Origin of the sequence: Limnohabitans sp. (assembly GCF_017848645.1) — a bacterium.
Taxonomy (GTDB): domain Bacteria; phylum Pseudomonadota; class Gammaproteobacteria; order Burkholderiales; family Burkholderiaceae_C; genus Limnohabitans_A.
The window spans coordinates 1-20,674 of the sequence record NZ_JAFEIF010000015.1 but is presented as its reverse complement, the minus strand read 5'-3'; the positions used below and the strand labels follow the sequence as shown (position 1 = coordinate 20,674).

Annotated in this window: 20 protein-coding genes; 4 read left to right on the top strand and 16 right to left on the bottom strand. The window is 60.6% G+C overall.

From position 1 onward, the window contains the following. Positions 1-31: 31 nt before the first annotated feature. Genes QZ190_RS04210 through QZ190_RS04200 form a run of 3 tightly spaced genes read left to right on the top strand, consistent with a single transcriptional unit; the run spans position 32 to position 2,993 of the window. On the top strand, positions 32-748 hold the full coding sequence (locus QZ190_RS04210; protein WP_291913838.1) for a DsbC family protein: 717 nt from the start codon (positions 32-34) through the stop codon (positions 746-748). Positions 749-768: 20 nt separating this feature from the next. Continuing rightward, entirely contained in the window at positions 769-1,212 is a 444-nt protein-coding gene (locus QZ190_RS04205) for a DUF3429 domain-containing protein (RefSeq protein WP_291913837.1), read from the top strand. After that, positions 1,209-2,993 (top strand): peptidase M61, encoded by a 1,785-nt coding sequence (locus QZ190_RS04200; RefSeq protein WP_291913835.1) that lies wholly within the window; start codon positions 1,209-1,211, stop codon positions 2,991-2,993. Before QZ190_RS04205 ends, QZ190_RS04200 begins: the two co-directional genes overlap by 4 nt. A gap of 1 nt (position 2,994) precedes the next feature. Here the strand turns inward: QZ190_RS04200 and paaK are convergent, their stop codons facing one another. The 3 genes from paaK to QZ190_RS04185 all read right to left on the bottom strand — a co-directional run bounded on the left by paaK (position 2,995) and on the right by QZ190_RS04185 (position 5,636). Further along, positions 2,995-4,299 carry a phenylacetate--CoA ligase PaaK gene (paaK, locus tag QZ190_RS04195; protein WP_291913833.1) on the bottom strand — a complete coding sequence of 435 codons (1,305 nt, stop codon included), beginning with the start codon at positions 4,297-4,299 and terminating at the stop codon, positions 2,995-2,997. A gap of 105 nt (positions 4,300-4,404) precedes the next feature. Further along, the gene (gene paaI / locus QZ190_RS04190) at positions 4,405-4,839 is read right to left on the bottom strand and encodes a hydroxyphenylacetyl-CoA thioesterase PaaI (protein ID WP_291913831.1); all 435 of its coding nucleotides are present in this window, start codon (positions 4,837-4,839) and stop codon (positions 4,405-4,407) included. Further along, positions 4,836-5,636 (bottom strand): enoyl-CoA hydratase-related protein, encoded by an 801-nt coding sequence (locus tag QZ190_RS04185; RefSeq protein WP_291913829.1) that lies wholly within the window; start codon positions 5,634-5,636, stop codon positions 4,836-4,838. The genes paaI and QZ190_RS04185 overlap by 4 nt, the downstream gene beginning before the upstream one ends. Before the next feature lie 176 nt (positions 5,637-5,812). Here QZ190_RS04185 and QZ190_RS04180 point away from each other — a divergent pair, with 176 nt between their 5' ends. Further along, positions 5,813-6,592 (top strand): enoyl-CoA hydratase, encoded by a 780-nt coding sequence (locus tag QZ190_RS04180; protein WP_291913827.1) that lies wholly within the window; start codon positions 5,813-5,815, stop codon positions 6,590-6,592. A gap of 36 nt (positions 6,593-6,628) precedes the next feature. Here the strand turns inward: QZ190_RS04180 and QZ190_RS04175 are convergent, their stop codons facing one another. From QZ190_RS04175 to QZ190_RS04115, 13 genes are all read right to left on the bottom strand, one after another. Continuing rightward, the gene (locus QZ190_RS04175; protein WP_291913825.1) at positions 6,629-7,519 is read right to left on the bottom strand and encodes a formate dehydrogenase accessory sulfurtransferase FdhD; all 891 of its coding nucleotides are present in this window, start codon (positions 7,517-7,519) and stop codon (positions 6,629-6,631) included. Positions 7,520-7,589: 70 nt separating this feature from the next. Beyond that, positions 7,590-7,928: a hypothetical protein gene (locus tag QZ190_RS04170; RefSeq protein WP_291913823.1), complete on the bottom strand. Its 339-nt coding sequence runs from the start codon at positions 7,926-7,928 to the stop codon at positions 7,590-7,592. A 15-nt stretch (positions 7,929-7,943) separates the two neighbouring features. Further along, the gene (locus QZ190_RS04165; RefSeq protein WP_291913821.1) at positions 7,944-9,140 is read right to left on the bottom strand and encodes a formate dehydrogenase subunit gamma; all 1,197 of its coding nucleotides are present in this window, start codon (positions 9,138-9,140) and stop codon (positions 7,944-7,946) included. 17 nt (positions 9,141-9,157) lie between these two features. Beyond that, positions 9,158-9,382 carry a hypothetical protein gene (locus QZ190_RS04160; protein WP_346308741.1) on the bottom strand — a complete coding sequence of 75 codons (225 nt, stop codon included), beginning with the start codon at positions 9,380-9,382 and terminating at the stop codon, positions 9,158-9,160. A gap of 2 nt (positions 9,383-9,384) precedes the next feature. Then, positions 9,385-9,984 carry a formate dehydrogenase FDH3 subunit beta gene (gene fdh3B, locus QZ190_RS04155; protein ID WP_291913817.1) on the bottom strand — a complete coding sequence of 200 codons (600 nt, stop codon included), beginning with the start codon at positions 9,982-9,984 and terminating at the stop codon, positions 9,385-9,387. An 18-nt stretch (positions 9,985-10,002) separates the two neighbouring features. Beyond that, on the bottom strand, positions 10,003-12,963 hold the full coding sequence (locus tag QZ190_RS04150) for a formate dehydrogenase subunit alpha (RefSeq protein WP_291913815.1): 2,961 nt from the start codon (positions 12,961-12,963) through the stop codon (positions 10,003-10,005). 46 nt (positions 12,964-13,009) lie between these two features. Continuing rightward, the gene (locus QZ190_RS04145) at positions 13,010-13,216 is read right to left on the bottom strand and encodes a formate dehydrogenase (RefSeq protein ID WP_291913812.1); all 207 of its coding nucleotides are present in this window, start codon (positions 13,214-13,216) and stop codon (positions 13,010-13,012) included. A gap of 226 nt (positions 13,217-13,442) precedes the next feature. Next, entirely contained in the window at positions 13,443-15,398 is a 1,956-nt protein-coding gene (locus QZ190_RS04140; RefSeq protein WP_291913810.1) for a TRAP transporter large permease subunit, read from the bottom strand. Beyond that, positions 15,395-16,018: a TRAP transporter small permease subunit gene (locus tag QZ190_RS04135; protein WP_291913808.1), complete on the bottom strand. Its 624-nt coding sequence runs from the start codon at positions 16,016-16,018 to the stop codon at positions 15,395-15,397. Before QZ190_RS04135 ends, QZ190_RS04140 begins: the two co-directional genes overlap by 4 nt. Before the next feature lie 67 nt (positions 16,019-16,085). After that, positions 16,086-17,204, bottom strand: a complete 1,119-nt coding sequence (locus tag QZ190_RS04130; RefSeq protein ID WP_291913806.1) for a C4-dicarboxylate ABC transporter — start codon at positions 17,202-17,204, stop codon at positions 16,086-16,088. A gap of 142 nt (positions 17,205-17,346) precedes the next feature. Continuing rightward, on the bottom strand, positions 17,347-17,973 hold the full coding sequence (locus QZ190_RS04125; RefSeq protein WP_291913804.1) for a molecular chaperone TorD family protein: 627 nt from the start codon (positions 17,971-17,973) through the stop codon (positions 17,347-17,349). A gap of 9 nt (positions 17,974-17,982) precedes the next feature. Continuing rightward, positions 17,983-20,100: a 4Fe-4S dicluster domain-containing protein gene (locus QZ190_RS04120; protein ID WP_291913890.1), complete on the bottom strand. Its 2,118-nt coding sequence runs from the start codon at positions 20,098-20,100 to the stop codon at positions 17,983-17,985. Next, a partial coding sequence (locus QZ190_RS04115; RefSeq protein WP_291913802.1) for a DUF3306 domain-containing protein occupies positions 20,060-20,674 on the bottom strand: 615 nt, incomplete at its 5' end. The genes QZ190_RS04120 and QZ190_RS04115, both read right to left, overlap by 41 nt.

Sequence of the window (20,674 nt, the reverse complement as noted above, 5' to 3'; positions counted from 1 at the left end):
TCCTTATTTTTTGATCCCGAAAGTCCTCTCCATGAAGTTCCTTCTCTCCAAACTGGCGCTGATCCTGGCCACCACGGCCTTGTCGCTGGGCAGCGTGATGGCCCAGGAAGCGGCCATCCGCAAAAACCTGAGCGAGCGCTTGCCCAACCTGCCCAAGATCGATGAGGTGAGCAAGACCCCGATGAACGGGCTGTTCGAGATCCGCATGGGCAACGAGGTGATGTACAGCGATGCCGAGGGCAACTTCCTGATCCAGGGCGCGCTGATCGACGTCAAGCAAAAGCGCAACCTGACCGAAGAGCGCATGGACAAACTCTCGGCCATTCCCTTTGACCAACTGCCCCTGAAAACCGCCTTCACCCAGGTGCGTGGCAACGGAAAACGCAAACTGGCCGTGTTTGCCGACCCCAACTGCGGCTACTGCAAACGCTTCGAAAAAGACCTGCAAAAGCTGGACAACGTGACCATTTACCATTTCCTCTACCCCGTGTTGGGTGAGGACTCCAAGAACAAGTCCAAAAACATCTGGTGCGCCAAAGACAAGGCCAAGGTCTGGAACGACTGGATGATCAACGGCACGCTCCCGCCTGCCGCCAACTGCGACGCCTCGGCGGTGGACACCATCGTGGCCTTTGGCCAGAAAAACCGCATCACCGGCACCCCATTGCTCTTGTTTGCAGACGGCACCCGCGTGCCCGGTGCCGTGCCCATGGCCCAAGTTGAAAAAATGCTCGCCGAGATCAAATGACGCCTCCTCTTTCCCCCTCCATGACCGAAGACCCGACCTGGCGACTGATACGCCGCCTGGGCTATGCCGGGCTGATCCCTTTTGTGTTTCTGGCCCTGTGCCTATGGCTGGTCGGTCCTGATCTGCACCCCTATGTGGCCCTGTCCATGCAAAGCTATGGCGCGGTGATCGTGTCGTTTCTGGGTGGCATCCACTGGGGCGTGGGCTTTCGCAACGCCTTGATCAGCCCCAACGCACCGCGCATCCATTTCACCTGGGGCGTGGTGCCCTCGCTACTGGCCTGGGTGGGCGTGATGATGCCCGCCTTCGCAGGTTTGCCGCTGCTGGGCTTTGTGCTGATCGGCTGCTATGTGATGGACCGCCGCACCTGGCCCGCCGCAGGCCTGGCCCCTTGGCTGCCCATGCGCTTGCAACTGACCACCGTGGCCAGCCTGAGTTGCTTTTTGGCAGCAGGTGCCACATGAGCACCATCCACTACACCGTTGAAGCCGCCGACCTGCATGCGCATCTGTTCAAGGTCACGCTGACTGTTCCCCAACCAGCGGCGCAGCAAACCGTGTCGCTGCCCGTGTGGATTCCGGGCAGTTATCTGGTGCGCGAGTTTTCCAAAAACCTGCAAAACCTGAGCGCTAAACAAGGCCGCCGCAGCCTGCCCATCACGCAGCAAGACAAGTGCAGCTGGGCCATCGCGTGCAAGAGCGGGCAGCCCCTGGTGCTGAGCTACGAGGTTTATGCCTTTGACAATTCGGTGCGCACCGCCTGGCTGGACAGCCAACGCGGTTTCTTCAACGGCACCAGCTTGTGCTTGCGGGTGCATGGGCAAGAAAATGCGCCCCACCAGCTGCAGCTGCCCCCCGTCAAAAACCAGCCCGCCTGGCACGCTGCCACGGGTCTCGCGCCCGTCAAAACCGATAAGAAAGGCTTTGGCCTCTACCAGGCCGCCAACTACGACGAACTGGTGGACAGCCCCGTGGAGCTGGGCGCGTTCTGGAGTGGCAGCTTCAACGCCTGCGGCGTGCCGCACCGCTTTGTGGTAGCCGGTGCCCTGCCCTCCTTTGACGGTGACCGCCTGCTGGCCGACACACAAAAAATCTGCGAAGCGGCCATCCGTTTCTGGCATGGGTCAGGCAAGGCTGCTGGCAAAAAAACGCCGCACAAGAACTACCTCTTCATGCTCAACGCCGTGCACGACGGCTATGGCGGGCTGGAGCACTGCAACAGCACCGCGTTGATTTGCAAGCGCGATGACTTGCCGCGCCACAACGGCCTGTCCGCCAGCCCGCGCAAGCCAGAGGGCTACACCACGCTGCTCGGCTTGATCAGCCACGAGTACTTTCACACCTGGAACGTCAAGCAGCTGCGCCCCGATGCCTTTGCCCGCTACGACTACACGCAGGAAAACTACACCCAGCTGCTGTGGTTCTTTGAAGGCTTCACCAGCTACTACGACGACATCCTGCTGCGCCGCGCAGGGCTGATCGACGACGCCACCTACATCACTCTGCTGGGCAAGACCATCGCACAAGTGCAGCAAACCCCCGGCCGCCATGTGCAAAGTGTGGCGCAGTCCAGCTTTGACGCCTGGGTCAAGTACTACCGCCAGGACGAAAACACCGCCAACGCCACCGTGAGTTACTACACCAAGGGCTCGCTAGTGGCCTTGTGCCTGGACCTGACGCTGCGCCGCGAATTCAAAACCGAGGGCCACACGCTCGACACCGTGATGCGCGGCCTGTGGAAGCGCTGCAAGGCCGGGCCCATGCGTGAACAAGACCTGCTGGACGAGCTGCAGGACTTGACCGGCCGCAGCTGGGCGGTAGAGATCCAGCGCTGGGCGCACAGCACACAAGAGCTGCCGCTGCGCGAGCTGCTCACGGCGCATGGCATCGCGGTAGAGGCCGAGACCTCGGGCATGGCGCAGCGCCTGGGCCTGCGCGTGCTTGAGGCCGCAGGCAGTGTGCAGGTCAAAGTGGTGCTGCGCGGCAGCGCCGCCGAGGTGGCCGGCCTGGCCGCAGGCGACGAATGGCTGGGTTTGGAGGTCGGGGCCAAGGGGCAAGGCGGCAGCTGGCGTCTGGGCAAGCTCGACGAACTGCCAGCCTTGCTCGGCAAAGAGCGCCAATTGACCGCCCTGGTCTCACGCGACAAACGCCTGCTCCGCTTGCCGCTCACGGTGCCTGCGCAGGCCAGCGGCTGGCAGCTGAGCGTGCCCAAGGACCGCACAGCCGATCAGTGGCCTGCGGTCTGATTCACTTGCCGCGCAAATCCACCACGCGCTTGGCCTTGCCTTGGCTGCGCTCAACGCCGCCTTCGGGCTTGAGCTCGATCGCCACGCTCGAACCGATGTAGACCTTGATTTCGTGCTGCAGCTGCTTGGCCGCTGCGCGGGCTTCGATGCTCTCGGGGGACACGCCGGGCTTGGTCTCGATCAGCACTTTGAGGTCGTCCATCGGGCCTTCGCGGGTCAGCACGCACTGGTAGTGCGGGGCCAGCTCGGCGCGCTTCAAGATCAGCTCTTCGATCTGGCTGGGGAACACGTTCACGCCACGGATGATCATCATGTCGTCGCTGCGGCCGGTGATCTTTTCCATTCGGCGCATGCTTGGGCGCGCCGTGCCCGGCAGCAGGCGCGTGAGGTCGCGGGTGCGGTAACGGATGATGGGCAGCGCTTCCTTGGTGAGGCTAGTGAACACCAGCTCACCCATTTCACCATCGGCCACCGGCTCGCCGGTTTCGGGGTGGATGATCTCGGGGTAGAAGTGGTCTTCCCAGATGGTTGGGCCGTCCTTGGTATCGATGCATTCGCTGGCCACACCCGGGCCCATCACTTCGGACAGGCCATAAATATCGACCGCATCGATGGCCATGCGTTTTTCGATGGCGGCGCGCATGTCGTTGGTCCAGGGTTCCGCGCCGAAGATGCCGATGCGCAAAGAGCTGGTTTTGGGGTCGATGCCTTGGCGCTCAAACTCGTCGGCAATCGCCAGCATGTAACTCGGCGTGACCATGATGATGTTGGATTTGAAGTCCTGGATCAGTTGCACCTGGCGCTCGGTCTGGCCACCGCCAAAAGGCACCACGGTGAGGCCCAGTTTTTCAGCACCGTAATGCGCGCCCATGCCGCCGGTAAACAGCCCATAGCCGTAGCTGATGTGCACCATGTCACCGGGCTTGGCGCCGCCTGCGCGGATGCTGCGGGCCACCACAGTCGACCAGGTGTCGATGTCCTTGAGGGTGTAGCCCACCACCGTGGGTTTGCCGGTGGTGCCGCTCGACGCGTGGATACGGGCACAGTTTTCGCGCGGCACAGCGAACATGCCAAAGGGGTAGCTGTCGCGCAGGTCCGACTTGGTGGTGAACGGGAACTTGGCGATGTCGGCCAGGGTTTTGCAGTCGCTTGGGTGCACGCCAGCCGCGTCAAACTTGGCGCGGTACACGGGCGAGTTGGCATAGGCGTGCTGCAAGGTCTGCTGCAGGCGCTTGAGCTGCAGGCTGCGCATTTCGTCGATGCTGGCCTTTTCAATCGGCTCCAGGGGGAAGGCTTTTTGGCTCATGAAGGACTCCGGATTCAACAATCTTTGGGGGTGGTGTTCAATGGGGGGCGTTAAGCTGCTTGGGCGGTCTGCTCGGGGATGTTTTGCGCGGGCCTCAGGCTGCGCTCACTCCGGCACCACCGTGCCCGCAATCTGCGCACTCTTGCCACGGAACATGGCGATCACCTCGCCGTTTTGGTTGGTGACTTTCATGTCGTAGATGCCGTGACGGCCGCTCAGCGTTTGCTCCACGCCCTCGCAGGTCAGCACGTCGCCCAGCTTGCCGGGCTTCAAAAACTCGATGCTGCAACCCGCAGCCACCGCGTTTTTGTTGTAGCTGTTGCAGGCAAAGGCAAACGTCGAATCGGCCAGCGTGAAGATGAAGCCGCCGTGGCAAATCTGGTGGCCGTTCAGGTGCAGCGCTTTCACGGTCATGCGCATCAGGGCGCGGCCGGGCTCGCAGGCCAGCAGTTCCATGCCCATGGTGTCTTTGGAAGCCACGTCGACGGCGAACATGGTCTCGCCCACCAACCGGGCCAGTGCTTGGGGGTCGCTCATCATTCGCCTTTGAATTGGGGTGTACGTTTTTCGAGGAAGGCCTGAACGCCCTCGAAATAGTCGTGTGTGCGGCCCAGGGCCGACTGGGTGTCGCGCTCGGTGTCGAGGTGCTCGGACAGGGTTCGGGTGGTGGCCGACTGGAGCAAAGCGCGGGTGGCGACCAAGGCTTTGGTGGGCATGTTCGCCAGACGCTCGGCCAGGGCCAAAGCACTGGTCAGCGGGTCTTCGGCCACGTCCCAGATCATGCCCCAGTCTTTGGCCTGTTGGGCGGCCAGCTTGTCGCCTGTCATGGCCAGCGCCATGGCGCGGGCCAGGCCCAGGCGCTCGACCAGCAGCCAACTGCCGCCTGCATCCGGAATCAAACCGATCTTGCTGAAGGCCTGGATGAAGCTGGCGCCCGGCGCTGCGATCGCGATGTCGCAGGCCATGACCATGGAGGCCCCTGCCCCTGCGGCCACCCCGTTGACGGCGGCAATGGTGGGCATGCGCAGCGACTGCAAACGGCGCGTGCTGGGGTTGAAGGCTTGGTCGATGATGGGGCCGGGGTCGGCCCGTTCGACCTGGTTGGGGCCGGGTGTGAAATCAAAGTCCGACAGATCGGCTCCGGCACAAAAGCCGCGGCCTGCGCCTGTGATGACGGCGGCGCGGATGGCCGGATTGGCCTCGGCCTGATCGAGCGCGGCCCACAGGTCGTGGTGCATCGCACGGGTGAAGCTGTTGAGGGCTTGCGGGCGGTTGAGGGTGATCAGCGCCACAGCGCCTCGCGTTTCGTACAACACCGTTGCGGTCGATTCGGTCATTTTGGGTCTCCTTAATTCGTGACTGTACCATTAACCGACCGTGCGGTTGGTGAATGTTTTCCCTAGTGTTTTGCGTAGTTTGCATGCCAATCAGGCCCAGCGCCAGAGCGACAGCCTCGGTACAGCTGGCGTGGTTATAGTCAGCTTTTGATTTGACCCCACTGCTGGAGAAACCCTTGAGTTACGAAAACATCGAAGTCCGCACCGAAGGCGGCCAGGTTGGCATCATCACCCTGAACCGTCCCAAAGCCCTGAACGCGCTCAACGGCGCGCTGATGGACGAACTGGGCCTGGCCCTCAAGGCCTTTGACGCCGACGAAGCCATTGGCTGCATCGTCATCACTGGCAGCGAAAAAGCCTTTGCGGCCGGCGCTGACATCGCGGCCATGGCGAAATTCAACTTCCATGAGGTCTACAAAAACGACTTCATCACCCGCAACTGGGAAACCATCCGCAGCATCCGCAAGCCCGTGATCGCGGCCGTCAGCGGCTTTGCGCTGGGTGGTGGCTGCGAGCTGGCCATGATGTGCGACTTCATCATCGCCGCCGACAACGCCAAGTTCGGCCAACCCGAAATCAAGATCGGCATCATCCCCGGTGCAGGCGGCACGCAGCGCCTGCCCCGCGCCATGGGCAAGTCCAAGGCCATGGACTTGGTGCTCACGGGCCGCATGATGGACGCCGCCGAGGCCGAGCGCGGCGGTCTGGTCAGCCGCGTGGTGCCCTTGGACAAATTGATGGAGGAAACCCTGGGCGCTGCGCTGATGATTTGCAGCTACGGCCAACTGGCCACCATGGCGGCCAAGGAGAGCGTGAACCGTGCTTTTGAAAGCGGCCTGAGCGACGGCGTGATGTTCGAGCGCCGCCTGTTCCACGGCCTGTTTGCCACCGCCGACCAAAAAGAAGGCATGGACGCGTTTTTAAACAAACGCGCTCCCAAGTTCATCCACGGGTGATCGGCCGCATGCTTCCCGGCCAGCCGCTGCTTGCGGTCAGCCGGGCGGCGTCAACAACTCGGGCTGCCAGACGAGGCGCTCTGGTGCACTGAAACACAAAAAACGCTTGTTGGTGGCGCGGCCAATGGCGCACAAGCCCAGGCGCTGGGCGACATCGAGACCCATTTGCGTGATGCCGCTGCGCGACACCACCACGGGCACACCCATCTGCGCCGACTTGATGACCATCTCGCTGGTCAATCGACCGGTGGTGTAGAACACCTTGTCCTGGGCGTTCACGTCGTGCATCCACATCCAGCCGGCAATGGTGTCCACCGCGTTGTGACGGCCCACGTCTTCGACGAACATGAGCATGTCTTCACCTTGAAACAAGGCGCAGCCGTGCACCGAGCCCGAAGATTTGTAGGTGGTTTCCTGCAAGCGGATGGCGTTGACCAAACCATAGAGCTGGCTTTGGGTGATTTGCGCGGGTGGCAGTTCGATCTCGTCGATGTGGGCCATCAAATCACCGAAGACGCTGCCTTGGCCGCAGCCCGTGGTCACCACGCGCTCGGCGCTGCGTTCGATCACCACCTGCGCATTGGCGCGGGTTTTGACTGCGGCCACGCCGGGTTCGCCCATCTCGCCTTCGCCAATGGTCCAGTCCACGGTGATGGATTCAATCTGGTCCACCGAGTCGATCAGCCGCTGGTTGCGCAAAAAGCCCAGCACCAGCCATTCCGGCTCAGCGCCTAGGGTCATCAAGGTCACCAGCTCTTTTTTGTCGAGATAAATCGTCAGCGCCCGCTCGGCGGGGATTTGGGTCTCGGAGGCTTCCCCGAATTCGTTGCGCACAGCCACACTGCGGGTGAGGGGCGCACGCGCTCGGGTGATGTGGGGCTTGGGCGGGACCGAAGCGGCCTCGGTGGCATTCAAAACAACAGACATGGCGGAAGCCTAACGTAAAAATCCCCCGCCGTTGCCGACGGGGGATTTTGCAGTGGGATGCAAAAAAGGATCAGCCTTTTTTGGCAGGTGCGGCTGCAGGCTTGGCGCCCGCAGCGGCGGGTGCTGCGGCCGGGGCTGCTGCTGTTTCTGCTGGCTTGTAGGCACCGGGGTCTACACAGGCGGGTGTGGCCGTGGGGGCGGCCTTGCCTTTGCCGTTGGTTTTGTAATAGTGCGCCGCCACTTTTTCGCGTGACTTGCACAACTGGAAGTCGGCCACTTTGTTGCCGTGCGCGGTTTTTGCCGCAGCTTCGGCGGCTTTGGCCTTGGCTTCTTCACTGGGGGCGGGCAATTTGGCGGCGGCGCTGAAACCGATGGCCAAAGCGGACAAAACAAGCAGGATTTTTTTCATGACAGTTCTCCAGGCTCAAGCCGAAGCGGTAGAGGCATTCGAGGTGGCAGGGGTGTTCGTGTGGGTGGAGCGGTGCGCGGGAATCTTGCCCGACTTAACATCGTCGTACCACAGCTCGTGGTGTTCCTTGGCCCAGGTTTCGTCCACATAGCCTTCGCGCATGGCTTTGTAGGCGCCGCGCATGCCAATGGTGCCCATGTAGATGTGGCCGATGAACATGGCCATCATGAACAAGGCGGCTACGCCGTGGATCATGGAGGCAATTTGCATGGTGCCGCGTTCGTAGATCAGGCCAGGGATCAGCATGTCGAGCACCAGGCCCGAGCCGACCACGATCGCGCCCAAGAGCAGCACGCCGCCCCAGAACACCACCTTTTCACCCGCATTGAAGCGGTGCGAAGGCACTTCGGTGCCCGAAAACAAACCGCCGCCTTTGAGCAGCCAGACCACATCGTCCTTGCTGGGCAGGTTGTCTTTGACGAAGGTGATGAAGACCACCACCAAAGACACCGCAAACAAGGGGCCGGCAAAGTTGTGCACGTTTTTCAGCGCAAAGCTCAGCCAGCCAAACAGCGTGCCGCCCATGATGGGCAGCAAGAAGTACTTGCCGTAGGCGATCACAATGCCCGAGATGGCCAGCGTCACAAAAGCAATGGCGTTGGCCCAATGGGCCGAGCGCTCAAAGGGTGTGAAGCGCTCGATCTTGCGACCGGTTTCCTGGCCGTGCAATTCGATCGTGCCCTTGGAAAAATAAAACAAGGCCATCGCGCCCACGGCGATCAGCAGCAAGGCTGCGCCGTAAGGAATGATGATGTTGTTGCGCACCTGACGCCAGGACTCACCGGCCGAAGCCAAGCGTGAACCAGGGTACTGCACAAAGGGCTGGATCAGGTTACCGGCCTCGGGCGCCTGGCTTTTGGGCAGACTGGAGTAGCCCGTCACACCCTGGCCCACCGAGCGCCACATGGGCGCGTTGTTACCGGGCTGAACCTGGCCTCGCTCGGCGTTGGTTTGCTCCTTGTACTTCGGATCGGCATCCGCTCCGGGCGCGATCTGGAAGATGTTGGCGCTTTTGACGCCCAGGCTGTTGTCAGCCGGGGCTGTTGCGGCCGCTGCGGCTGGCGCAGCTGCGGCTGCTGCAGGCGCAGTGGTTTGGGCGGCTGCGCCCATCGTGGCCAAGGCCAGCCCCATACTCAATAAGAAGCGACGCATGAACTTCTCCTTGTCGCTCACTTGGGAGCGCGAGCGTGGTCGTCTTGACCGTAACTGGCACGGGCCTTGAGGTGATTGGCCCAGCTGGCCTTGTCACCGGCTTTCCAGCCCGGGTCGGTGTAGACCGCCACACCGGTGCCGGCCACAGCGGGTTTGTCAGCGCGGCTGCCCAGACTGTCTTGCGGTTTTTCACCGCAGGCGGCCAGGAACAAGGCGGCGCAGAGTATGGCTGCAGTTTTCATGCTCATGCTCCTTTGGCCTGATTGCCATACGCTGTGCCCCAGCCCCAGACTTCGGCGCCTTTGCCGCGCTGGACCACGCGGCCACGCAGGATGTCGGCGACCACATCGCCGTCACCAGCGAGCAGCGCCTTGGTCGAGCACATTTCGGCGCAAGCGGGCAACTTGCCCTCGGCCAAACGGTTGCGGCCGTATTTTTCGAATTCGGCCTGGCTGCCGTGCTCTTCCGGGCCACCGGCGCAGAAGGTGCATTTGTCCATCTTGCCGCGTAGACCGAAAGTGCCGCTGGAAGGGAACTGAGGCGCACCAAACGGGCAGGCATAAGAGCAGTAGCCGCAGCCAATGCAGATGTCCTTGTCGTGCAGGACCACGCCTTCTTCGGTTTTGTAGAAGCAGTTGACCGGGCAGACCGCCATGCAAGGCGCATCCGAGCAGTGCATGCAAGCGACCGAAATCGACTTTTCACCGGGAACGCCGTCGTTCAAGGTGACCACGCGGCGGCGGTTCACACCCCACGGGACTTCGTGTTCGTTTTTGCAAGCGGTCACGCAGCCGTTGCATTCGATGCAGCGCTCTGCATCGCAAATAAATTTCATTCGTGCCATCGTGTTCTCCTGGGGCGCTTAGGCTTTTTCGATGTTGCAGATGGTGGTCTTGGTCTCTTGCATCATGGTGACGCTGTCATAACCATAGGTGGCGGCGGTGTTGACCGCCTCGCCGCGCACAATGGGCGCGGCGCCCTTGGGGTAGTGCGCCAGCATGTCGGCACCTTGCCAACGACCGGAGAAGTGAAAAGGCATCCATACGGTACCCGTGTCCACGCGCTCGGTGACCATGGCCTGCACATCCAGACGGGCACCTGTGGCACCCAGCAGCCAGACGCGGTCGCCGTTGCGGATGCCCCGGTCAGCGGCTGTCTTGGGGTTGATCTCCACGTACGCCTCTTGCTGCAACTCGGCCAACCAGGGGTTGGAACGGGTTTCCTCGCCACCGCCCTCGTACTCGACCAGACGGCCAGAGGTGAGGATGAGCGGGTACTTTTCGTGCGCCTTGTCGGCGATGTTCTTGTCCTGCACGGTCTTGAACAGGGTGGGCAGACGCCAGAAGGCCTTGCGGTCGTCGTGCGTGGGGTACTTGGCCATCATGTCCGGCCGCGTGCCGTACAGCGGCTCGCGGTGCTGCGGAATCGGGTCGGGGAAGTTCCAGACCACGGCGCGCGCCTTGGCATTGCCGAACGGATGGCAGCCGTGGTTCTTCATGAACACACGGATCATGCCGCCCGAAGAATCGGTTTTCCAGTTCTTGCCTTCGGCTTTGGCTTTTTCAGCCTCAGTCAGCTCATCCCACCAGCCCAATTTCTTGAGCAGGATGTGGTCGAGTTCGGGGTAACCGGTGGTGATGTCCGCACCCAGCGAGTGCGAGCCATCTTCGGCCAGCAGGCTCTTGCCTTCACGCTCCACGCCGAAGTTGGCGCGAAAGTTACCGCCGCCATCCATGACGTGCTTGGAGGTGTCATACAGGTTGGGCGAGCCGGGGTGCTTCATCTCAGGCGTGCCGTAGCAAGGCCATGGCAGACCGAAGTAGTCCCCGGTGAAGTCGTAACCGGTTTCCTTGTCTTTGCCGCCTTTGGCTTTGAGGGTCTTCACATCGAACACGTTCATGTTCTTCATGTGGGCCTTCAGGCGCTCCGGACTTTGACCGGTGTAGCCAATGGTCCAGACGCACTTGTTGATTTCGCGCAGGATGTCCTCGGGCATGGGCTCGTCCATGCCACCCACTTTTTGCATCTTGTAGTTCTTGGACAGCTCTTTGGCAAAGCCCAATTTTTCGGCCAACTGGTGCATGATCATGTGGTCCGAGCGGCTCTCCCACAGCGGCTCGATCACCTTCTCGCGCCACTGGATGGAGCGGTTGGACGCGGTGCAAGAACCGCTGGTCTCAAACTGCGTAGCAGCTGGCAGGAGGTAGACAGCACGGTTGGGGTTGAGGTCTTCGGCCTTGCCGGGCATGGCGGCCATGGCCGCAGTGGCCGATGGGTAGGGGTCGACCACCACCAACAAGTCGAGCTTGTCCATGGCGCGCTTCATGTCCAGACCACGGGTTTGGGAGTTGGGGGCATGGCCCCAATAGAACACACCGCGCAGGTTGCTGTCCTGGTCGATCAGCTCGTTGTTCTCGAGCACGCCGTCGATCCAGCGGGACACGGTGATGCCGTTCTTGCCCATCATGGCGGGGCTGGCGAACTGCTTTTTGATCCACTCGAAATCCACGCCCCAGGTGTTGGCGAAGTGCTTCCAGGAGCCTTCGGCCAGGCCGTAGTAGCCGGGTAAGGAGTCGGGGTTCGGGCCGACGTCGGTCGCGCCTTGCACGTTGTCGTGGCCACGGAAAATGTTGGTGCCGCCACCGGTCTTGCCCACGTTGCCCAGCGCCAGCTGCAAGATGCAGGACGCACGCACCATGGCGTTGCCAATCGTGTGCTGGGTCTGGCCCATGCACCAGACGATGGTGCCCGGGTTGTTGTCGTGCAGCATCTTGGCGATCTTGAACATCTGCTCTTCTTTGACACCACAGGCCTCTTCCACCTTGTCGGGTGTCCACTTGGCCATCACGTCGGCCTTGACGGCTTCCATGCCGTACACGCGGTCGTTGATGTACTTTTTGTCTTCCCAGCCGTTTTTGAAGATGTGATAGACCAGACCGAACAGGAAGGGAATGTCAGTGCCCGAACGGATGCGCACGTACTCGTCGGCTTTGGCGGCGGTGCGGGTGAAGCGTGGGTCGACCACGATCATCTTGCAGCCGTTTTCCTTGGCATGCAGCATGTGCAGCATCGACACAGGGTGCGCTTCGGCGGCGTTGGAGCCGATGTACAAAGCGACCTTGCTGTTTTGCATGTCGTTGTACGAGTTGGTCATCGCGCCATAACCCCAGGTGTTGGCCACACCGGCCACCGTGGTGGAGTGGCAAATACGGGCCTGGTGGTCGCAGTTGTTGGTGCCCCAGAAGCTCACGAACTTGCGCAGCAAATAGGCCTGTTCGTTGTTGTGCTTGGAAGAGCCAATGAAATAAACGCTGTCCGGGCCACTGGCCTTTCGCAGCTCCAGCATCTTGGCGCTGATTTCATTGAGCGCCACGTCCCAACTGATGCGCTCGTACTTGCCGTTGACCAGCTTCATGGGATAGCGCAGACGGTACTCGCCGTGACCGTGCTCACGCAGCGCAGCTCCTTTGGCGCAATGGGCACCCAAGTTGATGGGCGAGTCGAATACGGCTTCTTGCCTGACCCAGACGCCATTCTCAACCACAGCGTCTACCGCACAGCCCACCGAGCAGTGGGTGCAGATGGTGCGTTTGACTTCGACCTTGCCCGCCCCCGTGATGGATTTGGCGGTGGCGGCTTGGGCTTTTTGCACCAGGCTCAATTGCGAAGCGGCCAAGCCCACGCCCACGCCCAAGCCCGAGCGGCGAAGGAAACTGCGGCGGTCCAGGGTCGGCAAGGCTTGGGACAAGCCACGGCGAAGGCTGTGGATGAAAGGAGATGCGGCGGCACCGGACGTGCCGGCTTGCTTTTTGGTCAGCAACATGGAGGACTCCAGTTGGAAATGAACAGGGAAGAAAGAGAAAAACGGGTCAGACGCGGGTGGTCTTGTAGTACTGCTGAACGTGCTCGCTCAGCGTGTAGCCACCACCACGCGTGGGCTTGGGCAAGGCCGTGGCCACTGGCGCGGCTTGCTTGACGACACCGGGCAAGACGGCTGTGGCTGCAGCCACAGCACCCACGGTGGCCGCACCCGAGAACAGGCTGCGACGCGACAAAGAGGAACTTTTGGAAGACATCAAAGACTCCTGAAAAATGAACACGGTGATCGGTCACCAGAACATCACTCTGAGGCAATGTTTTGCACAGGCGATCTTATGCGACTCGCCAGCACTCTGGCCATGTAAAAACCCTTACTTCGAATGCATGGGCCTCAAACCGGTGACAGTCCAAAAAATCAAAGACACACAAAGCGCGCCAGCACACACAAAATCTGTTTTGAGGTGTGCTGACGCACAAGGGTTTTTACTTGTAGAGCACCTCAGGCAACCACATGCCGATGGCCGGGAACATGTAGAGCAGCACGATCGCAAAGACCTGGATCGCCATGAAGGGCAGCATGCCCGCAAAGATCTGGTTGAGCGTGACGTGTGGTGGGCTCACGCCCTTCAGATAGAACGCCGCCATCGCCACCGGAGGGCTCAGGAAAGCGGTCTGCAGATTCAAAGCCACCAACAGGCCAAAGAACAGCGGATCGATGCCAAAGTGCGGCAACAAGGGGATGAAGATGGGCATGAAAATCACAATGATCTCGGTCCACTCCAGAGGCCATCCCAGCAAGAAGATGACCACTTGCGCCAGGATCATGAACTGCACGGGCGTCAAGTCCATGCCCAGCACCCAAGCGTTGATGATCTCTTGGCCACCCAGCAGGGCAAAGGCCGCCGAGAAAATGCTGGAGCCCACAAACAACCAACACACCATGGCGCTGGTTTTCGCCGTCAGGTACACCGACTCGCGCAGCACCACATAGTTGAGTCTGCGGTAAGCGGCCGCCAGCAACAAACCACCTAATGAACCCATGGCTGCCGCTTCGGTCGGCGTGGCCAAACCGAACACGATGGTGCCCAGCACTGCCAAAATCATGATGGCCAGAGGGAAGAACGAGCCCAGCAGCATCTTGAAGATCTCAAGGCGGGCGAAGCTGAAGTAGGCGTAAAACAGCGTCAAGGCCACGGCACAACTGGCCAAGCCAATCCAGAAAGACAAGGGCGCATCTTGACGCTCAGCAGCTGCTGTATCGGCGTCGGCAGTCACTGCCGCAGCTGCTGGAGACGGTGTCGCTTCTTTTGCAAGGTCTGCAGCAGGAGCAGCAGCCACCGGAGCAGCTTCTGTTCCGGGAGGCTGCTTCAAGCCGTCTTCTTCAGGCTCAGACAAGCCGCTGATGCTTTCGCCTTCTTCGACACTGTCTGCGGAATCGGACAGCTCACCCCCCATGGCCACGACACCCTCAACCGTCTCGACGGGCAGTGGTGCAGTGACTTTGAAGTAAATGGTGCCCATGATCGCTGCCACAGCCAAAAGCGGCAGCAAAGCAATGACCAAGTTGTTGAGCAACTCGCGCATGGGCACGGCCGCATTGCGCTTGCCCTTGATGGCACCGATCAAGCCAGGCAACACGTTGTTGCTGATGTCTTTGGACACCACCTGCGCAAAAGCAGGCAAAGGCACGATGCGGTCTTCGGCCGACATGGGCGGCGCCATGTGCGGTTTCCATTTCGCAATGATGACCACGTAAAGCACATACAAAGTGGCCAGCATCAAACCAGGGAAAAACGCACCGGCATACAGCTTGACCACCGAGACGCCAGCGGTTGCGCCATAAACAATCAACATCACCGAGGGGGGGATCAAAATACCCAAACAGCCGCCTGCAGTGATGGCACCAGCCGACAGCTGAACGCTGTAACCAGCCCGCAGCATCGCGGGCAAAGCCAGCAAGCCCATGAGCGTGACCACAGCACCCACAATGCCGGTGGCAGTGGCGAAAATTGCGCAGGTCACGATGGTGGCCACGGCCAATGAGCCGGGCAAACGGGCCATGGCCAAGTGCATGCTCTTGAAGAGCTTTTCAATCAGGTTGGCGCGTTCAATGAGATAACCCATGAACACAAACAAGGGAATTGAAATCAGCACGTCGTTGGACATGACCGAATACGCTCGCTGAACCATCAGGTCCAGAGTTTGCTGAACCGCCAAATCGGGGTTTTGGCTTTTGTAGGCGATCCACGCGAAGATCATGCCCATGCCCATCAAGGTGAAGGCGGTTGGGAAACCCAACATGATCGCCACCACCACCAGCGCCAACATCAACAAACCCAAATGACCATTGGTCATTTCGGAAGGCGCGGGCAACAACACAAAGGCCGACAACACGACCAAGGCCATGATCGTCAGGCCAAACCAGACTTCTTTTTTCATTTTTGATTTCCCTTGGCAGTCGCCAGCTCGCCCAACTTGGCAATGTCTTCGTCTTTCACGTTGACCATTTCCTTGAGTTTTTCGACGTCGACTTCGTCCACGTCATCGCCACGTTTAGGCCATTCGCCTTGTTTGATGCACACAATACAGCGCACGATTTCAACCAAGCCCTGAGCCAGCAAGAAAGCGCCAGCCAGAGGCAAGATGGTTTTGAAGGGGTACACAGGCGGACCATCCGCTGTGATGTTGGAGTGTTCGTTGATGGCCCAGGATTCGGCCGCAAAGCCATAGCCCGCATAGGCCAATGCCACCACACCCGGAATGAAAAACAAAATATAGAGTGCCAAGTCCAACCAAGCTTGCAGGCGTGGTGGAAAAAACCCGTAAAGCACATCGCCACGAACATGGCCATTCTTGGACAGGGTGTAAGCGCCGGCCATCATGAACAAAGTGCCATACATCATGCTCATGACATCGAAAGCCCAAGAGTGAGGGCTGTCCAGCACATAACGGGAGAAGACCTCCCATGAAATCATCAAGGTCAACGCCACGATCAACCAGGAAAAGAATTGGCCAATCCAAGTGCTGATTTTGTCAATGAGAAGCAGCAGGTTTTGCATAAAGGAAGCACACAAATGAATCAGCCATCCGGCAGGCCGGATGGCTGATGTAGATCAAACCAAAAAATTAAGCTTTTTTGGCGCCGAAGAAATGGTTCACAGCCATGCGACGGCTGATGTTGGTGTCCTGGTCCCACTTCACAGCGCGAACAGCAAAGGCCTTTTGCGAAGCCACAACTTCTTTGAAGATCGGGTTCTCAGCGGACTTCTTCTCGAGGATTTCGGTCCAGACTTTCAACTGCTCTTGCAAGATGGCATCTGGGGTCTTGAAGAACTTGACCTTGTCTTTGGTCTGCAGCTCAACGTAATCCTTGGAATAGCGGTCGATGGCTTTCCAGGACATGTCGGCCGAAGCAGCTTCTGTAGCAATGGCAATCACAGACTTCAGCTTGGCTGGCAGCGCGTCGTACTTGGTCTTGTTGAACATGATCTCAAACGTTTCGGCGCTCTGGTGATAGCTTTGCAGCATGCAGACTTTGGAGACGTCGGGGAAGCCCAACAGACGGTCAGAGGTGGCGTTGTTGAATTCGGCACCGTCGAGCAGACCGCGGTCCATCGCAGGCACGATCTCGCCACCTGGCAAGGCATTCACAGCTGCGCCCATGGCTGTGAACAAGTCAATCGCCAAGCCGTTGGTACGGAACTTCAAGCCTTTCAGGTCAGCTGTCTTGGTGATTGGCTTTTTGAACCAGCCGAAAGGCTGAGTTGACATGGGGCCGTAGAGGAAGGACTGAACGTTACCGCCAATGGAGGCATACAACTTGGCCAACAACTCAGCGCCACCGCCGTACTTGTGCCAAGCCAGGATCATGTTGGCATCCATGCCAAAGGCTGGGCCGGAGCTCCACAGGGCCAAAGCATTTTGCTTGCCGTAGTGGTAACCCAACACGCCGTGACCGCCGTCCAAAGTGCCTTTGGACACGGCTTCGAGCAAACCGAATGCAGGCACCACGGCACCTGCGGGCAGCACTTCGATCTTCAGATCGCCACCGGTCATGTCGTTGACTTTTTTGGCGTAATCGAGGGCGTACTCATGGAAAATGTCCTTGGCAGGCCAGGTGCTCTGCCAGCGCATGGAGATCGGGCCGGTTTGGGCCTTGGCGATCATGGGTGCAGAAATGGCACCTGCGGCCAAAGCTGCGCCTTTGAGGAGGTTACGGCGGCGTGGGGTTTTGTTGTCAGACAAGGTAGATCTCCAATCGTTGTTGAACCTTCAAGCGTGAAAAATTACCGCTTGGTTTTTAATTATGGGCTCCACCCTGACTTTGGTCCTAAGTGAAAACCCTGATCACGTCCGTCATTTTTTTCAGGTCAGGGTGCAAAAAAATTCAATTCACCAAATCAAAGCCCTGCGCCTCCACGCCCATGAAAGCGGCCGTGAAGTTGGCCAGGCGCGCATAAAAAACGGCCTGGGGATGGGCCAGAATGGCTTGACACATGGGCGACACCCAGGGCTGCAGATGTTGGCTGAAAAACGCCATTTGCTGGGTGAGGTTAGACACCGTGACATCGTCGCCCGCGATCAGGTAGCGCATTACCTCGAACACATAGGCCGCGTGGTCTTCGGTCTCGGACATGTCCTGGCTGCGGGCCAGGCCCAAAGCGGCCAGGTCGTCGCGCAGCCGCACCAAGGGTTTTTCGTTCAAAAAGCCGCTCAGGTAGTGCGAGCCGAACAGGTAGACCTCAGGCTTGCCCACCCCCCCAAACAGCCGGGTGTACTCGTCGGCAATTTGCCTAGCGTTCAAGCTGCGGGCGCAGGCCACCAGCTCGCGCCAGGGCTCCTCCAAAAAAGCCCCGGCGTCGGGTGCTTCGGTCACGGCCACTTGCAATTGGCCGAGCAATTCCTCGCTGGGCGCGGCGTAAAACAGCAGCGACAGCAAGCCATAAATTTCAGCGCGGGCGGTTTCTTCGTCCAGCGCGTGGCTGCTGTTCGACAGGTTCAGGTCTTGGCTCATGGCAGGAATTTATCGGGTTTTAGGGGGCAGCTGGCCATCGGTGATGCGCACTTGGTTCTCGTCGGTGAACATGTCGATGACGCGGCAGTCACCGCACATTTTCAGGCGCTCCAGAGCTGGGCCCTGGAACATGCTGTGGCCCGTCAGGCGCCCCAGCATGGTCTCGATGGCTTTGAGCGTGCCAAAGGGTTTGGCGCAGCGGATGCAGGCATAAGGCGGGCTGCTGTGAACCACACGTGGCTGAGCGCGCTCGGCCAACAGAGACAGGCGCGGCTGCAGCGTGATCGCGTTTTCGGGGCAGGTCTTGGCACACAAGCCGCACTGCACACAGTTTTTCTCAACAAACTTCAGCTCGGGCTGCAGCGGGTTGTCTTGCAGCGCTGACGAGGGGCAAGCGCCCACGCAGCTCATGCACAAGGTGCATTTGCTGCCGTCGACTGTGATGCTGCCAATGGGCGAACCGGCCGCAGGCAAATCGAGGGCCTTGGGTCGGGTGGCTGCATCCATGGCCATCACAGGCGACTGTGCCATCAGGTGGTCGATGACCAGCTCCAGGTTGCTGCGTTTTTCGGCCTGCACCGCGTGGCGGGCGGCGGTGGCCGGGCCTGTGGGCAGGGCATTGGCCTTGAGGCTGCGGGCGCACAGGCGCTGCAAATCACCGTCCAATGCTGTGGCGGTATTGGCTTCGACCAGCTGGAAATGCACCCCGTTGTAGCCCAAGCCATTGAGCAGACTTTGGGCCACGGCCATTTGTTCCATCAGCGCGGCGCGGTATGGCGGCGCTTCTTCGGCGGTGATCAGCACCATGACCTGGCGTGCGCCATAGGCCACGGCCGAGAGCCACAACTCCATGCCCACACTGGCGGTGTGCCAGAGTGCCACAGGCATCACGCGGGCGGGCACGCCCTGCATGACGCCCAGCTGCGCACCCCGACCCAGCTCGTCGATCAGGGCCTGGCCTTTTTCCTGGCTGTGCAGCAGCAAAGCAGCATCGCGCCCGCCAGCGGCTTGGTAGGCCGACAGCAGTGCGCGGATCTTGGCGCCCTGCTCTGCCGGGCGCGGGTAAGCGTAGGTCAGGGCGCCCGTGGGGCAAGCCGTGGTGCAGGCACCACAACCCACACACAGGTTGGGGTTGACCACGATTTGCTGGCGGCTTTTGTCCGAGCGCACGGCCTCGGCTGAGCAAATGTCGATGCAGGCGCTGCAGCCGACTTGCTCGTTGCGGCTGTGGGCGCAGAGCTTTTGTTTGTAGGCAAAAAAGCGGGGTTTTTCAAATTCGCCCACCAGTTCGCGCACCTTGAGCAGGGTTTGCAGGTCTTGCCCGTCCCAGCGGAAGTAACCCTGCGGCAAAGCGTGTGAGGTGAAGGTGGGCGATGCTTTGTCGCCACGCAGGTCCAGCACCACATCGAAACGTTCGGTTTGCGGGCGGGCGTCGCGGCTGAAGTCGATGGCGCCAGCGGCTTCGCACACCTTGACGCAGTCGCGGTGCGAGGTGCAGCGCGACAGGTCCACCTGGTAATCGAGGCCAATGGCCTGCTCGGGGCAAGCGGCCACGCAGGCGTTGCAGCGGGTGCACAGGTCCAGGTCAACCGGGTTGCTGGCATCCCACGACACCTCGAACGCGCCCAACCAGCCCTTGAGGCTTTGCAAGCGTCCGGCCACCACCGGAAAGCGCCGCTCCTGGCCGCCCCCGGCGTTGCCCGGGCCTTGCGCAAAAATCGTGACCTGCATCGCGTCGGCCAGGAAGCTGGCGGCTCGCTCGGCGGCGTCCACAGCGCCGATGACGAGCACACGGCCTTCGCTTTTGTAGGTGACGGTGGGTACCGGCTCGGGCTCGGGCAGGCGGGCAGCGGCCAGCAAGGCGGCCATTTTGGGGGTGGCGTGTGCGGCCTCACGGCCCCAGCCACCGGTTTCGCGGATGTTGACGAAGCGGATCGGTGAAATCGCGCCTTCGGTTTGCTCGGCCAGTTCACTGAACAGGCGCTTTTCCTGGGTGCAGGCCACCACCACGGTCTCGCCTGTTTTCACGGCCTTCTGGAATTGCCCGGCCTCACGGCGGCACAAGGTGGTGTGCAGCGTCAGGTCTTCACCCAGTGCTTGGCCCAAGGCTTGGGCTTGCAGGGGCATGGTTTGGTTGCAGTTGCAAATCAGGGTGGTCATGTTCGGGGTGCGCGTTGACAAGGGGCGGCAGCACGGGGCTGGCCGGTCCTGCCGAATCGGGCAGGGAAGGCGGCGACTGTGCCACAACTGGCGAGCCTTCCTGCGCGACAGGACTTTGCTCAGGGTTTTCACCGAGGCCTGAAGCAGGACTCCCGGCAGGCAAAACAGCATCAACCCCGGCCACTGTGGGCGAGGCCGCTTCATCGGGTTTGCCCAGCAAACCCAGCAGTTGCGCACCCACCATTTTTTGCAACATGCCCGCAGGCATGGGGTCTGGCGTGTTGTAGTCGCCGATGTAGATGTCCAGGCCGTCCATCACATTGAAATGCGGGTCGGTGAAGAGCTGTTTGACCGCCGCGTTGCGCACCTCCTGGGCCACACCCGGCTGCATGAAAGGCTGAAAGTCAGACTTGGGCGTGAGGGCGCGGGCTTGGTCGAGGGTGGGCAAAGGCGCTGGGCGCTTGTCATCGCCATGGCTCGCAGACCCCGCCTCTTGGGTACTGCCCGCCGCGCCAGTTCCAGGGGCGTTGACCCCTGCAGC